Genomic DNA, 18,223 nt, shown 5'->3' on the forward strand with positions numbered 1-18,223 from the left:
GGATACCATGGGCCTGCCTCCATCGACCCAAGAATCCGCATGCCCAAGTCCTACGACCGCGCCTACTTTGACAAGTGGTATCGCGACCCGCGTCATTCCGTGGCTTCGCCGAGCGAGCTGAAGCGCAAGGTGGCGATGGTGGTCGCGCAGGCCGAGTACTACCTCGGAAGGCCCATCCGCAACGTGCTCGATGTCGGCTGCGGCGAGGCCACCTGGCGGGCGCCGCTGCGCGCGCTGCGACCCGGCATCGAGTACCGCGGGCTGGATGCCAGCGAATACGTGGTGGCGCGCTACGGCCGCAGCCGCAACATCGGATTGGCACGCTTCGGCCAGCTGGAACATCTGCGCTTCGACGAGCGTTTCGACCTGATCGTGTGCACCGACGTACTGCATTACCTGAAGCCGGCGGAGATTCGCGCGGGCTTGCAGGGCATCGGCGAAATGCTCGAAGGCGTGGCGTTTCTGGAGCTGTTCACCAGTCGCGACGACGTCGCCGGTGACCAGCACGGCTTCGTGTCGCGCGCGCCGACGTGGTACCTGCGCGAATTCGGTCACGTCGGGCTGCTGCCGTGCGGCTCGCACTGCTATCTCGGGCCGCGTCTGGAGCGTCACATCGCGGCGCTGGAACGGGCGCAGTTGCCAGCCGGATGATTCCGCTGGCACGGCGGAAAAGGACGGCGATCTTCCGTTCCCCGTTCCCCGTTCCCCGTTCCCCGTCTGCCTAGTCGACCGTCTTGTCCTTGTACCGGCACAAGTCGCGGATCACGCAGCGCGGACAATCGGGTTTGCGCGCCTTGCACACGTAGCGGCCATGCAGGATCAGCCAGTGATGGGCATCCTGCTTGAATTCGGCGGGCACCACCTTTTCCAGCTTGTCTTCCACCGCGCGAACGTCCTTGCCGGGTGCCAGGCCGGTGCGGTTGGATACGCGGAAAATGTGCGTGTCCACCGCGATGGTGGGCACGCCGAACGCGGTATTCAGCACCACGTTGGCGGTCTTGCGACCGACGCCGGGCAGCGCCTCCAGCGCCTCGCGGGTGCTCGGCACTTCGCCGTCATGTTGCTCGATCAGCAAACGACATAGCGCGATGACGTTCTTCGCCTTGGCGTTGAACAGACCGATCGTGCTGATGTAACGCTTCAGCCCGTCTTCGCCCAGCGCAAGAATCGTCTGCGGGGTATTCGCCACCGAGTAGAGCTTCCTGGTGGCCTTGTTGACGCCCACGTCGGTGGCCTGCGCCGACAGCACCACCGCCACCAGCAGTTCGAATGGCGTGCTGTAGGCAAGCTCGGTGGTGGGGTGCGGGTCCAGTTCGCGCAGACGCGAGAACAGCTCGATCACGTCGGCGCGCTTCATGCTTGCGGGTCCTGCTGTCGCGCCTTGGCGCGGGCCAGCGCGGCAAGCACGGGATTGACCGGTCCGGTGGCGGTTTCCATCGCAGCCTTGCGCGCGGTCAGTTCGGCTTCGCGCTCGGCACGCTGGCGTTCAAGGCGCAGTTCGCGGTGCTGGAAATGCTCACGCGCGGCATCGGCATGGGAGATGTCGATCTGGGCGAGAGGCATCGGCTCGAGCACGATGCAGTCGACCGGGCAGGCCGGCACACACAGTTCACAGCCGGTGCAGTCGTCCGCCAACACGGTATGCATCAATTTTGACGCACCCACGATCGCATCAACGGGGCAGGCCTGGATGCACTTGGTGCAGCCGATGCAATCGGCCTCCACGATGCGCGCAAGCGTGCGCGGTTTCTCCAGGCCGTGCGCGGGATCCAGTGCAAGCACCGGTCGGGCAAGCAGCGAAGCCAGCTTTTCGATACCCGCGGCGCCACCGGGAGGGCACCGGTTGATCGGTGCCTCGTCGCGTGCGATCGCCTCGGCATACGGGCGGCAGCCGTGATAGCCGCACTGCTCGCATTGCGTCTGCGGCAGCAAGGCATCGATGCGATCAGTCAGAAGGGTGATGGACTCACTCATGGGTGGATGCGAAGACAGACGATAATCGACGCACATTGTCCCGCAATTGTCGCTGCCTGTCGGAGCCTGCCATGAAATCGTCGTTTCCTGCCTTCCTGTTGCTGGCTGCCTTGCTGGGTGGCGCCGGCGGCATCCTGATGACCCATGCGGCTCCCGCCCAGGCGGAAACCCCAGCGGTCACGGGCGACACGGTGACTGTGTTCATCGATGCCACGTTCGGATTCCGCAAGAAGCACATGGCGAGTCAGCTCACGAAGTCGCATGCCGCTTACGCGGCGCGCGGCTACCGCTATGTCGACATGGCGCCGTACAACGAGAACGGGGACCTGGTCGGTGTGTTCGTGACCTATGCGAAGCCGTAGCGCGCCGGCTTCCCGCCTCGTTCCGTCATCGAATCAGCGAACAGTGGCGCCGGGTTTCGCGCCCTGATCGGCGTCGAGCAGGAACAGGTCGCTGCCGCCGTCACCCGCTGAAAGGATCATGCCTTCGGACAGGCCGAAACGCATCTTGCGCGGGGCCAGATTGGCGATGAACACCACGTTGCGGCCGACCAGTTTTTCCGGCTCGGCATAGGCGGCGCGGATGCCGGAGAAAATCTGGCGGGTGCCCAGCGGGCCGGCGTCCAGCTCGAAGCGCAGCAGCTTGTCCGAACCGTCCACGAATTCGCAGACGCTGACCTTGCCGATGCGCAGGTCGAGCTTGGCGAAGTCGTCGATGCCGATGGTGGCAGGGGCGTCGGCCGGCAGTGAGACTGGCGCGGCGGCAGGTTTGACGGTGTCGTTCATGGCTTTCTTTTTCGTGGGGGCGGTCGTGGCGGCAGGCGCGCCGAGCGATTCCTTCGAGGCCTCGACCATCGCCTCGATGCGCTTGGGGTCGATGCGGGCCAGCAACGGCTCGAAGGCCTGGACGGTGTGGCCGTGCAATTCGCGGCGGGCATCGTCGAAACTGCTGATCGGCGCGGCGAGGAATTGTTCGGCGGCAGCCACGGTAGCCGGCAGCACCGGCTTGAGCAGGCCGGACAGCAGACGGAAGCCGTGCAAGGCCAGCGTGCAGACTTGTTGCAGCTCGGCGCGGCGGGATTCGTCCTTGGCGATCAGCCAGGGTGCCTTGGTCGCGATGTAGCCATTGACCAGGTCGGCGATGGCGACGAAGCGGCGGGTGACTTCGGCGAATTCGCCCGTCTCATACAGTGCCTCGATGCCGTCGTAGTGCGACAGCAGGGTCTGCCACAGCGCGGCTTCCTCCGCCTCGAAATGGTCGGCCAGCTTGCCGTCGAAGAACTTCTGCATGAAGCCGGCGGTGCGGCTGGCGATGTTCACCCATTTGCCGATCAGGTGCGAGTTGACCCGCTCCTCGAACGCCTTGAGGTCGAGATCCACGTCGACCGGCGCATCGCTGAGCATGGTGGTGAAGTAGTAGCGCAGGAATTCGGGGTGGATCCCGGCGTCCAGATAGGTGCGTGCCTGGATGAAGGTGCCGCGCGACTTGGACATCTTCGCACCGTTCACGGTCAGGTAGCCGTTGACATGCAGCGCGGTGGGCGTGCGGAAGTTCGCGCCATGCAGCATCGCCGGCCAGAACAAACCGTGGAAGTTGATGATGTCCTTGCCGATGAAATGGTGCATCTCGGCGCTGCTGTCAGGCCCGAGGAAGTCGTCGAACTTCAGCCCGGTGCGGTCGCACAAGGCCTTGAAGCTGGCCAGGTAGCCCACCGGTGCGTCCAGCCAGACGTAGAAGAACTTGCCCGGCGCATCGGGGATGGGAAAGCCGAAGTAGGGTGCGTCGCGCGAGATGTCCCAGTCCTTCAGGCCACCGTCCAGCCATTCGCGCAGCTTTGCCGCGACGCCGCTGTTGGCCACCGGCTTGCCGTCGGTGAACTTGCCGGCGAACCAGTCGCGCAGCAGCGCTTCGAACTTGCCCAGCTCGAAGAAGTAGTGCTCCGAGTCGCGCAACACCGGGGTGGCGCCGGACATCACCGAAGTGGGGTTGATCAGGTCGGTGGGCGCGTAGGTGGCGCCGCAGTGTTCGCAGTTGTCGCCGTACTGGTCCGGCGTGCCGCACTTCGGGCAGATGCCCTTGATGTAGCGGTCGGGCAGGAACATCTGCTTTTCGGGATCGAACAGCTGCTGGATGCTGCGCTTGGCGATGAAACCCGCGTCGCGCAGGCGCGTGTAGATCAGCGACGCCAGTTCGCGATTCTCGTCCGAGTGGGTGGTGTGGTAATGGTCGAAGCTGAAGTTGAATTCGGCGAAATCGGCTTCATGGCCGGCGCGGATGCCGTCGATGAAGGCCTCCGGTGTCATGCCGGCTTTCTCCGCAGCCAGCATGATCGGCGTGCCGTGGGCATCGTCGGCGGCGACGAAATGCACCTCGTTGCCCATCATCCGCTGTGCCCGTACCCAGATGTCGGTCTGGATGTAACCCAGCATGTGGCCCAGGTGCAGCGGACCGTTGGCGTAGGGCAGGGCGTGGGTGACGAGCAGGCGACGACTCATGGCGGGCAGATACTCCGGAGGGACTGCGCATTATGGCATGGCCGTCCAAACCTCCCGCGTCTCGTCCGGGCATTCGCTCCACGAAAAAAAGCGCGCCGGAGCGCGCTTTGGTGGAGTGGATCCCGGCCGGGCTCAGGGCTGGCGTTCCCACACCTGCGAGCGACCGACCCAGGAGAAGCCGATGTAGCCACGCACGTTGAGCTTCTGACCACCGTCGAGCATCGACAGCTTCACTTTGTAGACCTTGCCGGACTTCGGGTCGAGGATCTTGCCGCCATCCCAGGCGTCGTCGTTCCGATGGACGCCCCACATGATGTTCATGCCTTCGACCGGCTTGTCCTTGCGTTCGCCGTCGCACTTCTTGCACAGCGCCACGGCGCCGTCGCGGGCGATATCTTCCGGGCTGCGGTTGAGCAGCTTCACGATGTGCGCCTGAAGCTCGCCGTTGTGGTTGGTGATCTCCACGATGGACTTGGCCTGACCGGACTCGTCATCGATGGTTTTCCAGGTGCCGACCGGGGTGTCATTCGCCGCCATCACGGCGCCGGTGGCGAACAGCAGGGTTGCGGCAATCGCCAAACGAAACGCATGCTTCATGGTGTTCCTCCCGTACGAAAGCGTATGGAATGCAGACTGGCGAGGATCGGCGGGGGCGTCAAGCTGCATTGCGCAAAGGCTTGCGGTGGCGGCGCAATGGCCGGCCTCGTCAGGCGGGCAGTGATCTGGATCAGCTGGCCCTGGCCGGCGCGCTGGCATAATGGCAGCCCCGCAAATTCTCCGAGCAGACATGACACAGGCGAACGAAGCCCTGGTCCGCCAGATCCTTGGCGACCTTATCGACACCCACACCGGTGCCCCGCTGGCCGAGTCGCTGCGCGCGGTTGGGGTGGACGGTGCGAAAGTGTCGGTGGACCTGCAGCTGGGTTATCCGTCGGCCGGTGCGGTGGATGCCATGCGCGCACGCGTGCGGCAGGCGCTGGAGGCCGATCCGGCGATCGAGGCCGCCACGGTATCGGTCACCAGCCGCATCCACGTGCACAAGGTGCAGGGCACGCTAGGTCCGTTGCCGAACGTGAAGAACATCATCGTGGTGGCGTCGGGCAAGGGGGGCGTGGGCAAGTCCACCGTCTCGGCCAACCTGGCGCTGGCGCTGCAGGCCGAGGGTGCGAAAGTCGGCGTGATGGATGCGGACATCTACGGTCCCAGCCAGCCGACCATGCTCGGCGTGCACGGCAAGCCGGCCTCGCCCGATGGCAAGAGCATCATTCCGATGCAGGCGCATGGCATGCCGGTGATGTCGATCGGTTTCCTGGTGGAAGAGGACACGCCGATGATCTGGCGCGGGCCGATGGTCACCCAGGCGATGATGCAGTTGCTCACCGACACGCGCTGGGAACAGCTCGACTACCTGATCGTTGACCTGCCACCGGGCACCGGCGACATCCAGCTCACGCTGTCGCAGAAGGTGCCGGTGGCCGGCGCGATCATCGTCACCACGCCGCAGGACATCGCCCTGCTGGATGCGCGCAAGGCGTTGAAGATGTTCGAGAAGGTCGAGGTGCCGGTGCTGGGCGTGGTGGAAAACATGGCCACCCATGTCTGCTCCAACTGCGGTCACGAGGAAAACATCTTCGGCGAGGGCGGCGGCGAGCGGATGGCCAGCCAGTACGGTGCCGCATATCTGGGTTCGTTGCCGCTGGACATCCGCATCCGCGAGCAGGCCGACAGCGGCAATCCCACGGTGGCGGCGATGCCCGATTCCGACTTGGCCATGCGCTATCGCGAGATCGCGCGCAATGCGGCGGGTCGGTTGTCGCGGCAGCCGCGCAACAAGTCCCTGGGCCTGGGCAAGATCGTGGTGCAGGGCGCACCGGCCGCATGAAGGTGGTGGCGCAGGTGTTGTGCCTTTCCGGCAGCCTGCGCCGCGTGTCGTCGAACTCGGCTGCCCTCGAGGCGGCGTATCGCCTGGCGCCGTCGACGCTGGAGCTTTTGCTCTATCGGGGTCTTGGCGAGCTGCCGCTGTTCAATCCGGACGCGGAGACCGATCCGTTGCCGCTGGCGGTCTCCGAACTGCGCGAAGCCGTCGTCTCGGCCGATGCCTTGCTGATCGCCTGTCCGGAGTACGCGCATGGCGTGCCCGGCGCGTTCAAGAACCTGCTGGACTGGCTGGTCGGCAGTCCTGAATTCCCGGGCAAACCGGTGTTGCTGCTGAACACGGCAGCACGCGGCTCGTATCACGCACAGGAGGCACTGGCCGAGATCCTGTCCACCATGTCCGCGCAGCTGCTGACCGCCCAGCCGTTGCCGGTAGCGCTTCCGGGAGCCGGATGCTCGGTGACCCAGGTGCTGGAAAGTGTCGATCGGTGTGCCGAATTGCAGGCGGTGTTGCAGGTGCTGGTGGAGGCCTTTCCGGCGTCCTGATGGCCTTGGCTGGCGCCGCGATGCCCTGACCGTGTATTTTTGCCGTCTTGCGCCCGGTTGGTCCGGGCCGTCAAGCCAACCAGCGGAGACAGCGTGAGCATCAAACCCGACAAGTGGATCCGGCGCATGGCCGAGAGCCACGGCATGATTGAGCCGTTCGAGCCGGGCCAAGTGAAATTGCGTGACGGCAACAAGCTGATTTCCTACGGCACCTCCAGTTACGGCTACGACGTGCGCTGCGCGCGCGAATTCAAGATCTTCACCAACATCAATTCCACCATCGTCGACCCGAAGTCGTTCGATCCGTCGAGCTTCGTCGACGTGGAGGCGGATGTCTGCATCATTCCGCCCAATTCGTTCGCACTGGCGCGCACCGTCGAATACTTCCGCATCCCGCGCAAGGTGCTCACGATCTGCCTGGGCAAAAGCACCTACGCGCGCTGCGGCATCATCGTCAACGTGACGCCACTGGAGCCGGAGTGGGAGGGACACGTGACGCTGGAGTTCTCCAACACCACGCCGCTGCCCGCAAAGATTTACGCCAACGAGGGCGTGGCGCAGATGCTGTTTCTCGAATCCGACGAGGAATGCGAGACCAGTTACAAGGATCGCGGCGGCAAATATCAGGGCCAGCAGGGTGTGACTTTGCCGCGCACCTGAATGCGCGCATCGAGAGGGGTTTTGACCCCGTCTCCCTGTGTGGTTCCGAGTTACACTTCAGCCGATGACCATCATTGATTGCTTGCAGGAGACCCGCATGATCCGTTTTTCCACGATGCTGAAGCGAGCCACGGCTGCGCTCATGCTGGGCGGCCTGTTCGCGATCGCCGGCTGTCATTCCGGCAGCACCAAGAGTGATGTCCCCACGGCGTCGGTGAAGGGGCAGTTCGACACCACCATCGAGGCGTACAAGGATGGACAATTCCTGGTCGATGGAGCGGTGCTTTCGGCGCTCGATGTGGGCAGTCACTTTGCCTATCTGAAGGACCAGGGGAAGTTGCCCAAGACGGTGCTGTTGATGCCCAGCGATGACTCGAAGATCCGCAAGCGGCATCTGGAGTACATGGCTCGCATGCAGATGGACTACGGCTTCACGGTGTTCTACGACGACAAGGGCACGCTGACCAAGATCAATCCGGTCGAAACCAAGGCGCGCGCGCTGGAGGATCATCATGCGCCGGCGCAGATGCCCGATTCCCAGAAGGGCAAGGACGCTGCCAGCGGCGGCTTCGATCCGGAGAATCAGCAGCAGCGTCAATATTGACCGTTCGCGCCAACTCTTGACGGCCAGGGAGCGTGGCTGAGTTCGGTCATTCGATGGACTCGTCCGACTCCGCAAAAAAGGCTGCAGCTCACGCTGCAGCCTTTTTTGTTGAAGACTCAACGGATGAGCGACTTGCGCAGTGCGCCGATCAGGTGCTCGCGTTGCGTGCCGTCGTAGTCCACGGCATGGCCGTTTCCCCAGACCGGTCCGGGCCATGCGGCATCACCATCGCGACGCCCGACCAGGTGCACATGCAATTGCCGCACGATATTGCCCAGCGCACCCAGGTTGAGCTTCTCGAAGACCGCCACCTGGCGAAGTGCCGCGGTGACATGCGCCACTTCCTGCCATAACGTGGCCTGATCCTCGCGGTCCAGATCGCTGATCTCGACCACGCCGGCACGCCGTGGCACCAGAATCAGCCAGGGATACCGCGCGTCGTTCATCAACAGCACGTCGCACAGCGGCAGCGAGATCACCGGATGGGTGTCGGCTGCCAGTCGCGAATCGAGGATGAACCCTGCATCGATCATGCTTCCGCCACGTGCTGGTCGAAGAAGGCCAGGGTGCGCTGCAGGGCGAGTCTGGCACTGGCCTCGTCGTAGCTGGGGCCGCCATCGCGATTGAAAGCATGATCCGCAGGATAGGTGAACGTTTCCATTTGCGGCAGCGCCTCGCGGTGCTTGGCCACCGCTTCGGGCGAAATGCTGTGGTCTTTCTCGCCGAAGTGGAACATGACCGGCGCCTGGGGCGTTTCATGAAGGAACGGCAAGTTGCGCGCGCCGTAATAGCTCACCGAAGGCAGGCCCAGTCGCAATGCCGCGAGCAGGGCGACGGTGCCGCCCCAGCAGTAGCCGACGGTGCCGACTTTTCCCGCCGAACGGATGGACTCGGCGGCGCTGGCCACATCTTCCAGGGCGCGTTCAAGCCCCAGCTCGGCCACGAGTTGCTTGCCACGGTTGACGCCGACCATGTCGTACGGCAGTTCCAGTCCGCTTTCCAGATGGTCGAAGAACGCCGGTGCGATGGCGGTGTAGCCCTGCCGGGCAAAACGGTCCGCCACGTCGCGAATGTGGGCGGTCACGCCGAAGATCTCCTGGATCACCACGATGCCGCCCTTGGGCTTGCCCGGCGGCTCGGCCAGATAAGCACCGATGCATTGTGTTCCGGAGGTGGGGATGTTGATGGACTGGCCCATGGCGCGGCTCCTGTGAGGAAACGTTCATTTTAGGCAGTGTGGCGAATCGCTGACAGCGATCATGACCCGATCGGCGGGCGCCATGCTGCTCTGTTCGTCCAGGGTTCCCCTATAATCAACCGTTTACCCTTCTGATTCCCGGTAGCCCGAGCCATGTCCACTCCCGCCCAAAAGATCGGCTTCGTCAGCCTTGGTTGTCCCAAGGCCCTGGTCGATTCCGAGCGCATCCTCACCCAGCTCAAGGTCGAGGGTTACCAGATCGTGCCCAGCTACGGCGAGGCCGATGCGGTGGTGGTCAATACCTGCGGCTTCATCGACGCCGCCGTGCAGGAGTCGCTGGATTCGATCGGCACCGCGCTGCACGAGAATGGCAAGGTGATCGTCACCGGTTGCCTGGGCAAGCGCGAGGCGCTGATCCGCGAGGCGTATCCAGACGTGCTTTCCGTCAGCGGGCCGCAGGATTACGCCAGCGTGATGAACGCGGTGCACCAGGCACTGCCGCCGGTGCGCAACAAGTTTTTCGACATCGTGCCGGACACGGGCGTGAAGCTCACGCCGAAGCATTACGCCTATCTGAAGATTTCCGAAGGCTGCAATCATCGTTGCAGCTTCTGCATCATTCCTTCGATGCGCGGCAACCTGGTTTCGCGCCCGGTTGACGAAGTGCTGCTGGAGGCCGAACGCCTGGTCAAGGGTGGCGTGAAGGAATTGCTGGTGATTTCGCAGGACACCAGCGCCTATGGCGTCGATCTGAAATACGCCGAGCGAGAGTGGCGGGGCAAGTCCTACCGCACCCGCATGACCGAACTGTGCGAGGGCCTGTCCGAGCTGGGCGTGTGGGCACGTCTGCATTATGTCTACCCGTATCCACACGTGGACGAAGTGATGCCGCTGATGGCCTCCGGCAAGCTGCTGCCGTATCTGGACATACCGTTCCAGCACGCCAGTCCGCGCATCCTGAAATTGATGAAGCGCCCGGGCAACATCGACCGGACGCTGGAGCGCATCCAGAACTGGCGCAGGCAGGTGCCGGACCTGACCATTCGCAGCACCTTCATCGTCGGCTTTCCCGGCGAGACCGACGCGGAGTTCGAGGAGCTGCTCGACTTCCTGCGCGAGGCCGAGCTTGATCGCGTCGGCGCGTTTGCCTATTCGCCAGTCAATGGCGCCAAGGCGAACGAGCTGCCCGATCCGGTGTCGGAGGAGTTGAAGGAAGACCGGCTGGAACAGTTCATGGCCGTGCAGGCGGAAATTTCCGCCGCAAAACTGCAGCGCAAGATCGGCCGCACGATCAAGGTGCTGGTCGACGAGGCCGGTGCCAGCGGTGCCGTGGCGCGCTCCGCCGCGGATGCGCCGGAAATCGACGGCAGCGTGCTGATCGCCGATGGCCAGAAACTGCGTCCGGGGCAATTTGTTGATGTCGTGGTCGAGTCGGCCAGCGATCACGACCTGCACGCACGCTTGGCCCATCCGCAGCTAACCGTCGTCTAGATTCTCCGTGCGCTACGTCGCGCCGGCTCGCGACCGGGTGGATCCGGCCGTTTTCGGACGGATGCCGTTGCTCGCCTGGCGCGATCACGCCGACCTGCTGGAAGGCGCGTGCTGGCCTTCGATCGACGCATTGAACCGCTGCTGGCCTGGCGGCGCGTCCGAGCGTTTCGTGGCGCAGACACCGGCCTTGCTGGCGGATGGATTGCACTACGAGCAACGCATTGCCGAACGCGGCCAGATCGCCACCCGGGAAGAGAACTGGCATGACCTGCTGAATGCGTTGATCTGGCTGCGTCATCCGGGCCTGAAACGCGCATTGAACCAGCGCCAGGCGGGTGAAATCACCCACATGGGACCGAAGCTGCGTTCGCGTGCCCAGTACGCGATGACGCACTTCGACGAAGGTGGCGTGATGGTGGGCGTGAGCGACCTTTCCTTGCTGGAGCTCTGGGACGCACATGACTGGCACGGACTGTTCTGGCGCAGGCGCCAGGCCTGGCTGGACGGAACGATTCGGCTGGAGCTGTTCGGCCACGCGCTGCTCGAACTGGCGTTGAGTCCGGCCAAATTGCTGGTGGGCAAGGCGCTGGTATTCCACGCCGATCACAGCATGGATTTGCCCCTGCATTGCGCCGCGGCGGTTCGTTCCGGCCTGCTGTTGCGCGACCCGCTTGAGTTGCGGCCGCTGCCGGTGTCCGGATTGCCCGGCTGGCATGCCGACAACGCCGACGAAGCCTTCCATCGAAGCACGCCTTGTTACCAGTCGCGCCGAGACGGGCGCAGTTATCCGGCCCCGTTCGAGCTGCTGGTACCCTGATTCCGCCGCTTGCCCCGTGGGTCGATCACGACTATATACAGGGCATGGGGAGGCGGGTCAGGGAGCGCAGGGCATTGACCATGGCAAGATCCTGGTGGCGTCATCAGCATGGCGGGAGCGTGCTCGGGACGGTTGCCGCGACGCTTTGCGCCGTGCTGCTTGGCGTCGGCGGTGCGGCCGCCGCGGGGCTGCCTGCACGCGCTCAGACGCCGCTCCGCTTCGGCATCCTTCCGATCGGCAGCGCCGCCGAATCGCTTGAGCAATGGCGCCCGATGCTGGCCGATCTGCAGAAGCGACTGGATCGTCCGGTGACGACGGTATCGGTGGGCAGCTATGCCAGTCTGTCCAGCGCGATCGGAGGCCAGCGGGTCGATGTCGCGTTTCTGTCCGGCCGGTTGGCGGTCGAGGCGGTGACCCACCAGCACATGCAGGTATTTGCGCAGTTCCTGCGCAAGGACGGGGTGCAGGGCAATGTGGCCGCCCTGGTGGTGCGCGATGACGGCCCGATCCACGATCTCGGCGACCTGATCGGCCTGCCTGCCCAGCGCTGGCGCTATGCGCGCAGCGAGCATCTCTCGGTGACGGGCTACATGGCGCCGGAAGCCTATGTCTTCGCACCGAGAGGGCTCAATTCGGACACGTTTTTCGCCAGCGTGCACGTGGGTGATCACCAGAGCAATTTGCTCGCCGTGGCCAATCGAGAGGCGGACGTGGCCAGCAGCAACAATCCGGACATGGATCTGTTCCGCCGCAATTTCCCCGGCGAGGCAGACCGGTTGCGGGTGATCTGGCGATCACGGCTGATTCCCTCGGGCGTGCTGGTGATTCGCGAAGGGCTGTCCACGCAACTACGCCAGCGCCTGACTGACATCCTGCTCGGCTATGGCAAGGCGCGCGGCGTGGCAGGGGAGCGCGAACGCGCCAATCTCGCACGGGTTCCGGATCTCGGTGGCTTTGTTGCCGAGGACAGTCGCGTGCTGAAGCCTTTCGTGGACATGCAGTACGCGCTGTTGCGGCAGCAGGCCATCCACGGTCAATGGGTCAGTCAGCAGGCCCGACAGGAGCAACTGGCGAAGATCGAGCATGATCACCAGCAGACCCTGCGCCTGCTGTCGCCGCACGAAGATGCCGGTCAGTAGGTCAGATCGGTCCGTTGCGCTTCCGGACACGGGCCGTCAAAGCCGTACTGTGCGGCTTACCGCGCTGCCGTGGAATCGTCGTCGTAAGACACTCCCACGATGGTGAATTCGGCCGGTCCGGCGGGCAGTTCCGCCACAAATTCATCGTCGACATGCCGCTTCAGCACGGCACGCGCCATGGGTGAGTCGATGCTGATCCAGCCCTGTCTGGCATCGGTCTCGTCGGGGCCGACGATGCGGTAGCGAAGGATCTCGCCGGTGTCCACGTCTTCGAGTTCGATGCGGGCGCCGAAGAACACGGCCTTGCGATCACCGGGCATGCCTTCGGCGACCTTGAGCGAGGGGATGCGTTTGGTGAGGTAGCGGGCGCGGCGGTCGATCTCGCCGAGTTGCTTCTTGCGGTAGATGTATTCGGCGTTTTCCGAACGATCGCCCTCGGCGGCAGCAGCGGTGAGCGCCTTCACCACTTCCGGGCGCAGCACGTGCCACAGGTGATCAAGTTCAGCCTTGAGCCGCTCGAAACCCTCGCGGGTGATGATCGCGGTGGAACTGGGAGAGGCGGGTCGCCAGCGGCTCACGCAGCAAGACCTTTCAACGCTTGCCGCCGAAGATCCCGCCGAGCACACCACGCAGGATCTGCCGGCCGAGCTGGCTGCCGGCCGTGCGCACCATCTGCTTGCCCATGGTCTCGATCATGCCCTGGCGACGCTTGGTGCCGAACAGCGCATCGTGCACGGCGCCACCCCAGCCCGCTTCGGCCGGCTTGTCGCCACCGTTGGCCGGCGCATTGGCGGCGACCGCGGTGGCATCGGCGGCCTTGTCTTCGGCGCGCCTGGCCAGCATCTCGGCGGCGGACTCGCGATTGACGGTGGTGTCGTATTTCGCCCCGACCGGCGAGCGCTGGCGGATGGTGGCGCGCTCGGCGTCGGTGATCGCGCCGATGCGACAGCACGGCGTGGTCACCAGCACCTGCTCGACCGGTGTGGGCACGCCACCGTTGGCCAGGGTCGAGGCCAGCGCTTCGCCCACGGCGAGTTTGGTGATGGCTTCGGTGACGTCCAGTTTCGGATTGGCGACGAAGGTCTCCGCCGCGGCCTTGACGGCCTTCTGATCGCGCGGGGTGAACGCACGCAGCGCGTGCTGTATGCGGTTGCCGAGCTGACCGAGGATCACGCCAGGCACGTCGTCGGGATTCTGCGAGCAGAAGTACACGCCGACGCCCTTGGAGCGGATCAGGCGCACCACCTGTTCCACGCGCTGCAAAAGCGCCGGCGAGGCGTCATCAAACAGCAGATGCGCTTCGTCGAAGAAGAACACCATCTTCGGCTGCTCGAGGTCACCCACTTCGGGCAGTTGTTCGAACAGTTCGGACAGCAGCCACAGCAGGAAGGTGGAGTACAGCCGCGGCTTCATGATCAGTTGGTCGGCGGCCAGCACGTTGATGATGCCGCGGCCGCTCATGTCCTGGCGCATCAGGTCGGCCAGCTCCAGCGCCGGTTCACCGAAGAACTGGTCGGCACCATCGCCCTCGAGTTTCAGCAGCGCGCGCTGGATCGCCGCGATGCTCGTCGTGCTGATCAGCCCGTACTGGGTGGACAGCGCCTTGGCGTTTTCCGCGGCGTAGCCGAGCAGGGCGCGCAGGTCGGCGAGGTCCAGCAGCAACCAGCCCTGGTCGTCGGCGGCCTTGAACACCACTTCCAGTACGCCTTCCTGGGTGTCGTTGAGCTCCAGTACGCGACCGAGCAGGGTGGGGCCCATTTCGCTGATGGTGGCGCGCACCGGGTGGCCGAGTTTGCCGTAGATGTCCCAGAACACCACCGGGTTGGCTTGCGGCTTCCAGTCGGTGAGCTTGAGCTTGTCCAGTCGCGCCTTGAGCTTGTCGCCCGGTTCACCGGCGGCCATGGCCAGCCCAGCCAGGTCACCCTTGGCATCGGCCAGGAAGCAGGGCACGCCCAGCCGCGAGAAACCTTCGGCCAACACCATCAGCGAGACGGATTTTCCGGTACCCGTGGCGCCGGCGATCATGCCGTGCCGATTGCCGTAATGGGGATCCAGGCTGACGCTGGTGTTGTCGTTGCGGCCGATCAGAATCTCGGTCATGGCGTTCCATCCAATGGTGATCGCACGATTGTAGCCAGACCGCCAGCCGACCGCGTGCGTTGAGTCCAATCCCGGTGCCCGCTATGGTGGGCGTTTTCCTGGGGTAGCGTTTGTGATGTCGTCGCGTTCCGTGGTTCGTTCCATCCGCCTGGTGCCGGTTGCCCTGGCGATCAGTCTGCTCGCAGCATGTGCCAGTACCGGTTCGGCAAAACCTTCGGGTCAGGTCGGCGCGCTTTACAGCGAGCTCGAGGTGGCCAGCAAGGGTTACGAAATCGCCTTGCAGCAGTCACGGGAAGGCGATTTGCAGGCATCCCAGGCCACCCTGACTCAATCACTGGATCGCCTGAAGCATGCGTCGGCGCGCTGTGGCAATACGCCAGGCTGCGACCCCCAGCGATTTTTCTCGACCTTTGACCATCTGCTGCGCCTGAAGGACGGCGATTTCGGCGGAGCGCAGGATCTGGACAGCGATGTGGACCCCACCCAGGCAGCGTTGGCATTGGCCGGCAAGACCGGGGCGGCGAGCTTGCCCCAGGCCCAGCGCAGCGTGACCCTGCTGCACGGACAGAAGCTGTCGAAGCTGATCGCGATGAATGGCCCGGTCAAGGCCGCGTTGGAAATGTGGCTGACGCAATGGCGGCCGCAATTGATGGATGCGTACGTCAATTATCAGTACATGCGTTATCAAATGTGGCCCGCCTATGAGAAGGCCGACCTGCCCGAGGCATTGCTGTTCGGCATCATGGCAAAGGAATCCGGCGGTAAAGTGCATGCGGTTTCGCGCTCGGGTGCCGCAGGCCCGCTGCAGTTCATGTATTCGACCGGCCTGCGTTTCGGTCTGGTCAGTGACAACGGCTTCGACACCCGCTTTGATCCCGCTGCCTCCGCGCGCGCCAATGCCGAATACATCAACGAGCAGCTGCGGATCTTCAACGACAACCTCGAGTTGACCATCGCGGCGTACAACGGTGGCGAGGGCCGTATCCGGCGGCTGGTTGGCGACGATACCTCGGTGAGTTTCTACGATCCGCGGGTCTACAACGAGCTGTCGCGGGAAACGCGTGACTACGTGCCCGCGGTACTGGCGGCGGCGTGGCTGTTCCAGCACCCGGACAGCTACAACCTGCGTTTTCCACGCCTCGACATCGCGCCCGGCTCGATCACCCTGAAGCGGCCTGCATCCCTGTCCGAATTGACGGTTTGCCTGGGTTCGGCCGGAGGCATGGGCGACGGCTGGTTCCGTACACTGCGCAACCTCAATCCGCGGCTGGACCCGCAAGTCAGTCAGCCTGCGGGTACCCGCTTGCAGTTGCCGAAAATGCTGGAGCGGGCTTACGACTCGCGCTGTGTCGCCGGTCCCTGGCCGATCCTGGCCAGCGACCTTCACCAGGCGGTCGTTCCCGTGGTTGACGCACCTGAAGTCAAGGCGCCAGTGAAAATTTCGGCCACCAGGAATTATCGGGTGCGGCGCGGCGACACCTTGATCAGCATCGTGCGCAAGCTGCAATGTTCAAGCGTGCAGGAGATTGCCGAAATGAACGGACTGCGCCACCAGCACCTGCGTATCGATCAGACACTGAAGGTGCCGGCCTGCCGCTGAGCGACGTGGCCGGCGGAAACTCAGGCGACTGCGGTTTGCTGCATCCAGCTGTCGACCGTGTTGCCCTGGGTTTGCACTTCCTTCAATTCACGCAAAAGCTGCATCAGCTGGCGGTAATGCGGCTGCAGGCTGGGGTATGGCGAGTTCTTGGTTTCGTGGTACGCCACGGCCAGCCATAGCGCGATGCCGCGCATGGCGACCTCGGCGTTGCCGGAGCGGGCGCGCTCGTAACCGGCCTCGGTACCCTGTCCCCACGGCAGGTAGCGTGCTTCCGGGGCGGTGCCATGCAAGTGCGGAAAATCGCTGCGCGAAGCCTGTCCGATCTCGCGCAGGGTGAGTGTGCTGAGACGCTGGTGGGCACGCTTTGGCAGGGCACGCACAATTCGTTCGATATCGCGGAATTGGCGGCCAAGCTGGCGCGCGCGCATCATCACTAGAAACGGTGTGAGTATTTGCATCGGATCCCCTCGGCGCATGAATTCAACCGTGCCCCCTGCGCACGACTCCGGGGCGGAGTATAGCGAGGTATCCGGGCGGTTTGCGCGCAGGGCGTCACATACTGACGTGCTGCGTCAGTATCGGGCGACCAGGCCTGCTGCAGACCGGGAATTCAGGGGCAAACGCTTGATTTCGGGTTGTTGCTTCGGCGCAACCTGCTGGCTGAAAGCCACGCGCCTGCGGGCAAGCCGCCTCAATCCTGCTGTTGCCCCAGCCGCTGGCCTACTTGCACGGCCTGTTGCGGGACCAGCGCATCCAACTCCGCCATGCTTTCGGGAAGCAGCATGATCACGGTGGAACCCATGTTGAAGCGCGCCATCTCGGCGAAGCGCTCCAGCGTGATGCCCTGGCCGGCAAACGACTTGCGCCGGATCGACGAGGCATACGGCGGAATGACCAGGCCATCCCAGACCGTGGCGACCGACGAAACCAGGATTGCACCCACCATCACCACCACGAACGGGCCGCGCTCGCCATCGAAATGGCAGACCAGCCGTTCATTGCGGGCGAACAGCCGCGGGATCGCCTCGACGGCGAAGGGCGCCACGCTGAAAATCCGCCCCGGCACATGCACGGTTTCTCGCAGCGTGCCTTTCAACGGCATGTGCACGCGGTGGTAATCGCGGGGTGACAGATAGACGGTGACGAAACGACCGTTGCGGTAGGGTGCGGCCGCAGTTTCGTCGCCGCCAAGCAGTTCGGCCGCGGTGTATTCCTGGCCCTTGGCCTGGAAGATCCGTCCGTCGACGATGGCGCCAGACTGGCTGATGCGCCCATCGGCGGGGGAGAGCAGGGCAGTTGCGTCGGCGTCGGCCTGGCGCGCACCGGGCTTCAATTTGCGGGTGAAAAACGCGTTGAAGTGCTGGTAAGTCAGCGGATCGGGCTGCGCGGCTTCGGCCATGTTGACGTTGTAATTGCGCACGATGGTACTGATCAGCCAGTTCTTCCACGGCGCGAAGGTCCAGCGCGTGGCCCGGTAGACCACGCGGGACAGCGCGCGGTGCGGCAGGATGTACTGCAGGAATACGTTGAAAGTCATCCGCCCAGTATAGATGTATCCCGCGGGCGTTCGGTCCGGGTCGAGTCCCGGGAAAGGTTCCGGGCGCTGACCGGTGGTAACGCACGGGATGGGGGGGCCTGGGCTGCCATGTCGGACGGCGATCGGGATCGAAAAATGACGTGAGCCGGTCGGCCTCGCTCAAGGCCTTATAATGCCCGGCCAATCG

20 protein-coding genes are annotated in these 18,223 nt (G+C 64.2%); 10 read left to right on the forward strand and 10 right to left on the reverse strand.

What is annotated here, in order from left to right; genetic code table 11:
- Nucleotides 1-39: 39 nt before the first annotated feature.
- Nucleotides 40-651 carry a class I SAM-dependent methyltransferase gene (locus ACVWWQ_RS11485; RefSeq protein ID WP_133947279.1) on the forward strand — a complete coding sequence of 204 codons (612 nt, stop codon included), beginning with the start codon at nucleotides 40-42 and terminating at the stop codon, nucleotides 649-651.
- Nucleotides 652-721: 70 nt separating this feature from the next.
- Here the strand turns inward: ACVWWQ_RS11485 and nth are convergent, their stop codons facing one another.
- Both nth and ACVWWQ_RS11495 read right to left on the reverse strand, forming a co-directional pair.
- On the reverse strand, nucleotides 722-1,357 hold the full coding sequence (gene nth / locus ACVWWQ_RS11490; RefSeq protein ID WP_133947277.1) for an endonuclease III: 636 nt from the start codon (nucleotides 1,355-1,357) through the stop codon (nucleotides 722-724).
- Nucleotides 1,354-1,974 carry an RnfABCDGE type electron transport complex subunit B gene (locus ACVWWQ_RS11495; protein ID WP_133947275.1) on the reverse strand — a complete coding sequence of 207 codons (621 nt, stop codon included), beginning with the start codon at nucleotides 1,972-1,974 and terminating at the stop codon, nucleotides 1,354-1,356. The genes nth and ACVWWQ_RS11495 overlap by 4 nt, the downstream gene beginning before the upstream one ends.
- Before the next feature lie 71 nt (nucleotides 1,975-2,045).
- Between ACVWWQ_RS11495 and ACVWWQ_RS11500 the strand changes: the two genes are divergently transcribed.
- Nucleotides 2,046-2,336, forward strand: a complete 291-nt coding sequence (locus ACVWWQ_RS11500; protein WP_133947273.1) for a hypothetical protein — start codon at nucleotides 2,046-2,048, stop codon at nucleotides 2,334-2,336.
- 33 nt (nucleotides 2,337-2,369) lie between these two features.
- On the opposite strand, the gene metG is transcribed toward ACVWWQ_RS11500, so the two are convergent.
- Both metG and ACVWWQ_RS11510 read right to left on the reverse strand, forming a co-directional pair.
- Nucleotides 2,370-4,469 (reverse strand): methionine--tRNA ligase, encoded by a 2,100-nt coding sequence (metG, locus tag ACVWWQ_RS11505; RefSeq protein WP_133947271.1) that lies wholly within the window; start codon nucleotides 4,467-4,469, stop codon nucleotides 2,370-2,372.
- Nucleotides 4,470-4,601: 132 nt separating this feature from the next.
- Nucleotides 4,602-5,066: a DUF2147 domain-containing protein gene (locus ACVWWQ_RS11510; protein ID WP_133947269.1), complete on the reverse strand. Its 465-nt coding sequence runs from the start codon at nucleotides 5,064-5,066 to the stop codon at nucleotides 4,602-4,604.
- Between the two features lie 190 nt (nucleotides 5,067-5,256).
- Here ACVWWQ_RS11510 and apbC point away from each other — a divergent pair, with 190 nt between their 5' ends.
- The 4 genes from apbC to ACVWWQ_RS11530 all read left to right on the forward strand — a co-directional run bounded on the left by apbC (nucleotide 5,257) and on the right by ACVWWQ_RS11530 (nucleotide 8,154).
- Nucleotides 5,257-6,351, forward strand: a complete 1,095-nt coding sequence (gene apbC, locus ACVWWQ_RS11515; protein WP_133947267.1) for an iron-sulfur cluster carrier protein ApbC — start codon at nucleotides 5,257-5,259, stop codon at nucleotides 6,349-6,351.
- Nucleotides 6,348-6,890, forward strand: a complete 543-nt coding sequence (locus ACVWWQ_RS11520) for an NADPH-dependent FMN reductase (protein ID WP_133947265.1) — start codon at nucleotides 6,348-6,350, stop codon at nucleotides 6,888-6,890. Before apbC ends, ACVWWQ_RS11520 begins: the two co-directional genes overlap by 4 nt.
- Before the next feature lie 93 nt (nucleotides 6,891-6,983).
- Nucleotides 6,984-7,550, forward strand: a complete 567-nt coding sequence (gene dcd / locus ACVWWQ_RS11525) for a dCTP deaminase (RefSeq protein ID WP_099653832.1) — start codon at nucleotides 6,984-6,986, stop codon at nucleotides 7,548-7,550.
- A 97-nt stretch (nucleotides 7,551-7,647) separates the two neighbouring features.
- Nucleotides 7,648-8,154, forward strand: a complete 507-nt coding sequence (locus ACVWWQ_RS11530; RefSeq protein WP_099653831.1) for a hypothetical protein — start codon at nucleotides 7,648-7,650, stop codon at nucleotides 8,152-8,154.
- Nucleotides 8,155-8,270: 116 nt separating this feature from the next.
- Here ACVWWQ_RS11530 and ACVWWQ_RS11535 read toward each other — a convergent pair whose 3' ends face one another.
- Nucleotides 8,271-8,687, reverse strand: a complete 417-nt coding sequence (locus tag ACVWWQ_RS11535; RefSeq protein ID WP_133947263.1) for an HIT family protein — start codon at nucleotides 8,685-8,687, stop codon at nucleotides 8,271-8,273.
- Nucleotides 8,684-9,352, reverse strand: a complete 669-nt coding sequence (locus ACVWWQ_RS11540; RefSeq protein ID WP_099653464.1) for a dienelactone hydrolase family protein — start codon at nucleotides 9,350-9,352, stop codon at nucleotides 8,684-8,686. Before ACVWWQ_RS11540 ends, ACVWWQ_RS11535 begins: the two co-directional genes overlap by 4 nt.
- Before the next feature lie 153 nt (nucleotides 9,353-9,505).
- Here ACVWWQ_RS11540 and rimO point away from each other — a divergent pair, with 153 nt between their 5' ends.
- The 3 genes from rimO (at nucleotide 9,506) to ACVWWQ_RS11555 (ending at nucleotide 12,799) form a co-directional block, all read left to right on the forward strand.
- Nucleotides 9,506-10,843 carry a 30S ribosomal protein S12 methylthiotransferase RimO gene (rimO, locus tag ACVWWQ_RS11545; RefSeq protein WP_133947261.1) on the forward strand — a complete coding sequence of 446 codons (1,338 nt, stop codon included), beginning with the start codon at nucleotides 9,506-9,508 and terminating at the stop codon, nucleotides 10,841-10,843.
- Nucleotides 10,844-10,850: 7 nt separating this feature from the next.
- Nucleotides 10,851-11,660 carry a DUF3025 domain-containing protein gene (locus ACVWWQ_RS11550; RefSeq protein WP_133947259.1) on the forward strand — a complete coding sequence of 270 codons (810 nt, stop codon included), beginning with the start codon at nucleotides 10,851-10,853 and terminating at the stop codon, nucleotides 11,658-11,660.
- 80 nt (nucleotides 11,661-11,740) lie between these two features.
- On the forward strand, nucleotides 11,741-12,799 hold the full coding sequence (locus ACVWWQ_RS11555; protein WP_133947257.1) for a phosphate/phosphite/phosphonate ABC transporter substrate-binding protein: 1,059 nt from the start codon (nucleotides 11,741-11,743) through the stop codon (nucleotides 12,797-12,799).
- Between the two features lie 56 nt (nucleotides 12,800-12,855).
- Here ACVWWQ_RS11555 and greB read toward each other — a convergent pair whose 3' ends face one another.
- Nucleotides 12,856-13,377 (reverse strand): transcription elongation factor GreB, encoded by a 522-nt coding sequence (gene greB / locus ACVWWQ_RS11560; protein ID WP_099653460.1) that lies wholly within the window; start codon nucleotides 13,375-13,377, stop codon nucleotides 12,856-12,858.
- Nucleotides 13,378-13,390: 13 nt separating this feature from the next.
- Entirely contained in the window at nucleotides 13,391-14,899 is a 1,509-nt protein-coding gene (locus ACVWWQ_RS11565) for a helicase HerA-like domain-containing protein (protein ID WP_133947255.1), read from the reverse strand.
- A 115-nt stretch (nucleotides 14,900-15,014) separates the two neighbouring features.
- On the opposite strand from ACVWWQ_RS11565, the gene ACVWWQ_RS11570 reads away from it, so the two are divergent.
- Nucleotides 15,015-16,499, forward strand: a complete 1,485-nt coding sequence (locus ACVWWQ_RS11570) for a transglycosylase SLT domain-containing protein (protein ID WP_133947253.1) — start codon at nucleotides 15,015-15,017, stop codon at nucleotides 16,497-16,499.
- Between the two features lie 20 nt (nucleotides 16,500-16,519).
- Here ACVWWQ_RS11570 and ACVWWQ_RS11575 read toward each other — a convergent pair whose 3' ends face one another.
- Both ACVWWQ_RS11575 and asd read right to left on the reverse strand, forming a co-directional pair.
- Nucleotides 16,520-16,957: a hypothetical protein gene (locus ACVWWQ_RS11575; protein WP_457383396.1), complete on the reverse strand. Its 438-nt coding sequence runs from the start codon at nucleotides 16,955-16,957 to the stop codon at nucleotides 16,520-16,522.
- Nucleotides 16,958-17,190: 233 nt separating this feature from the next.
- On the reverse strand, nucleotides 17,191-18,036 hold the full coding sequence (gene asd / locus ACVWWQ_RS11580; protein ID WP_133947251.1) for an archaetidylserine decarboxylase: 846 nt from the start codon (nucleotides 18,034-18,036) through the stop codon (nucleotides 17,191-17,193).
- Between the last annotated feature and the right edge of the window lie 187 nt (nucleotides 18,037-18,223).

This window comes from Rhodanobacter sp. TND4EL1, assembly GCF_054061035.1.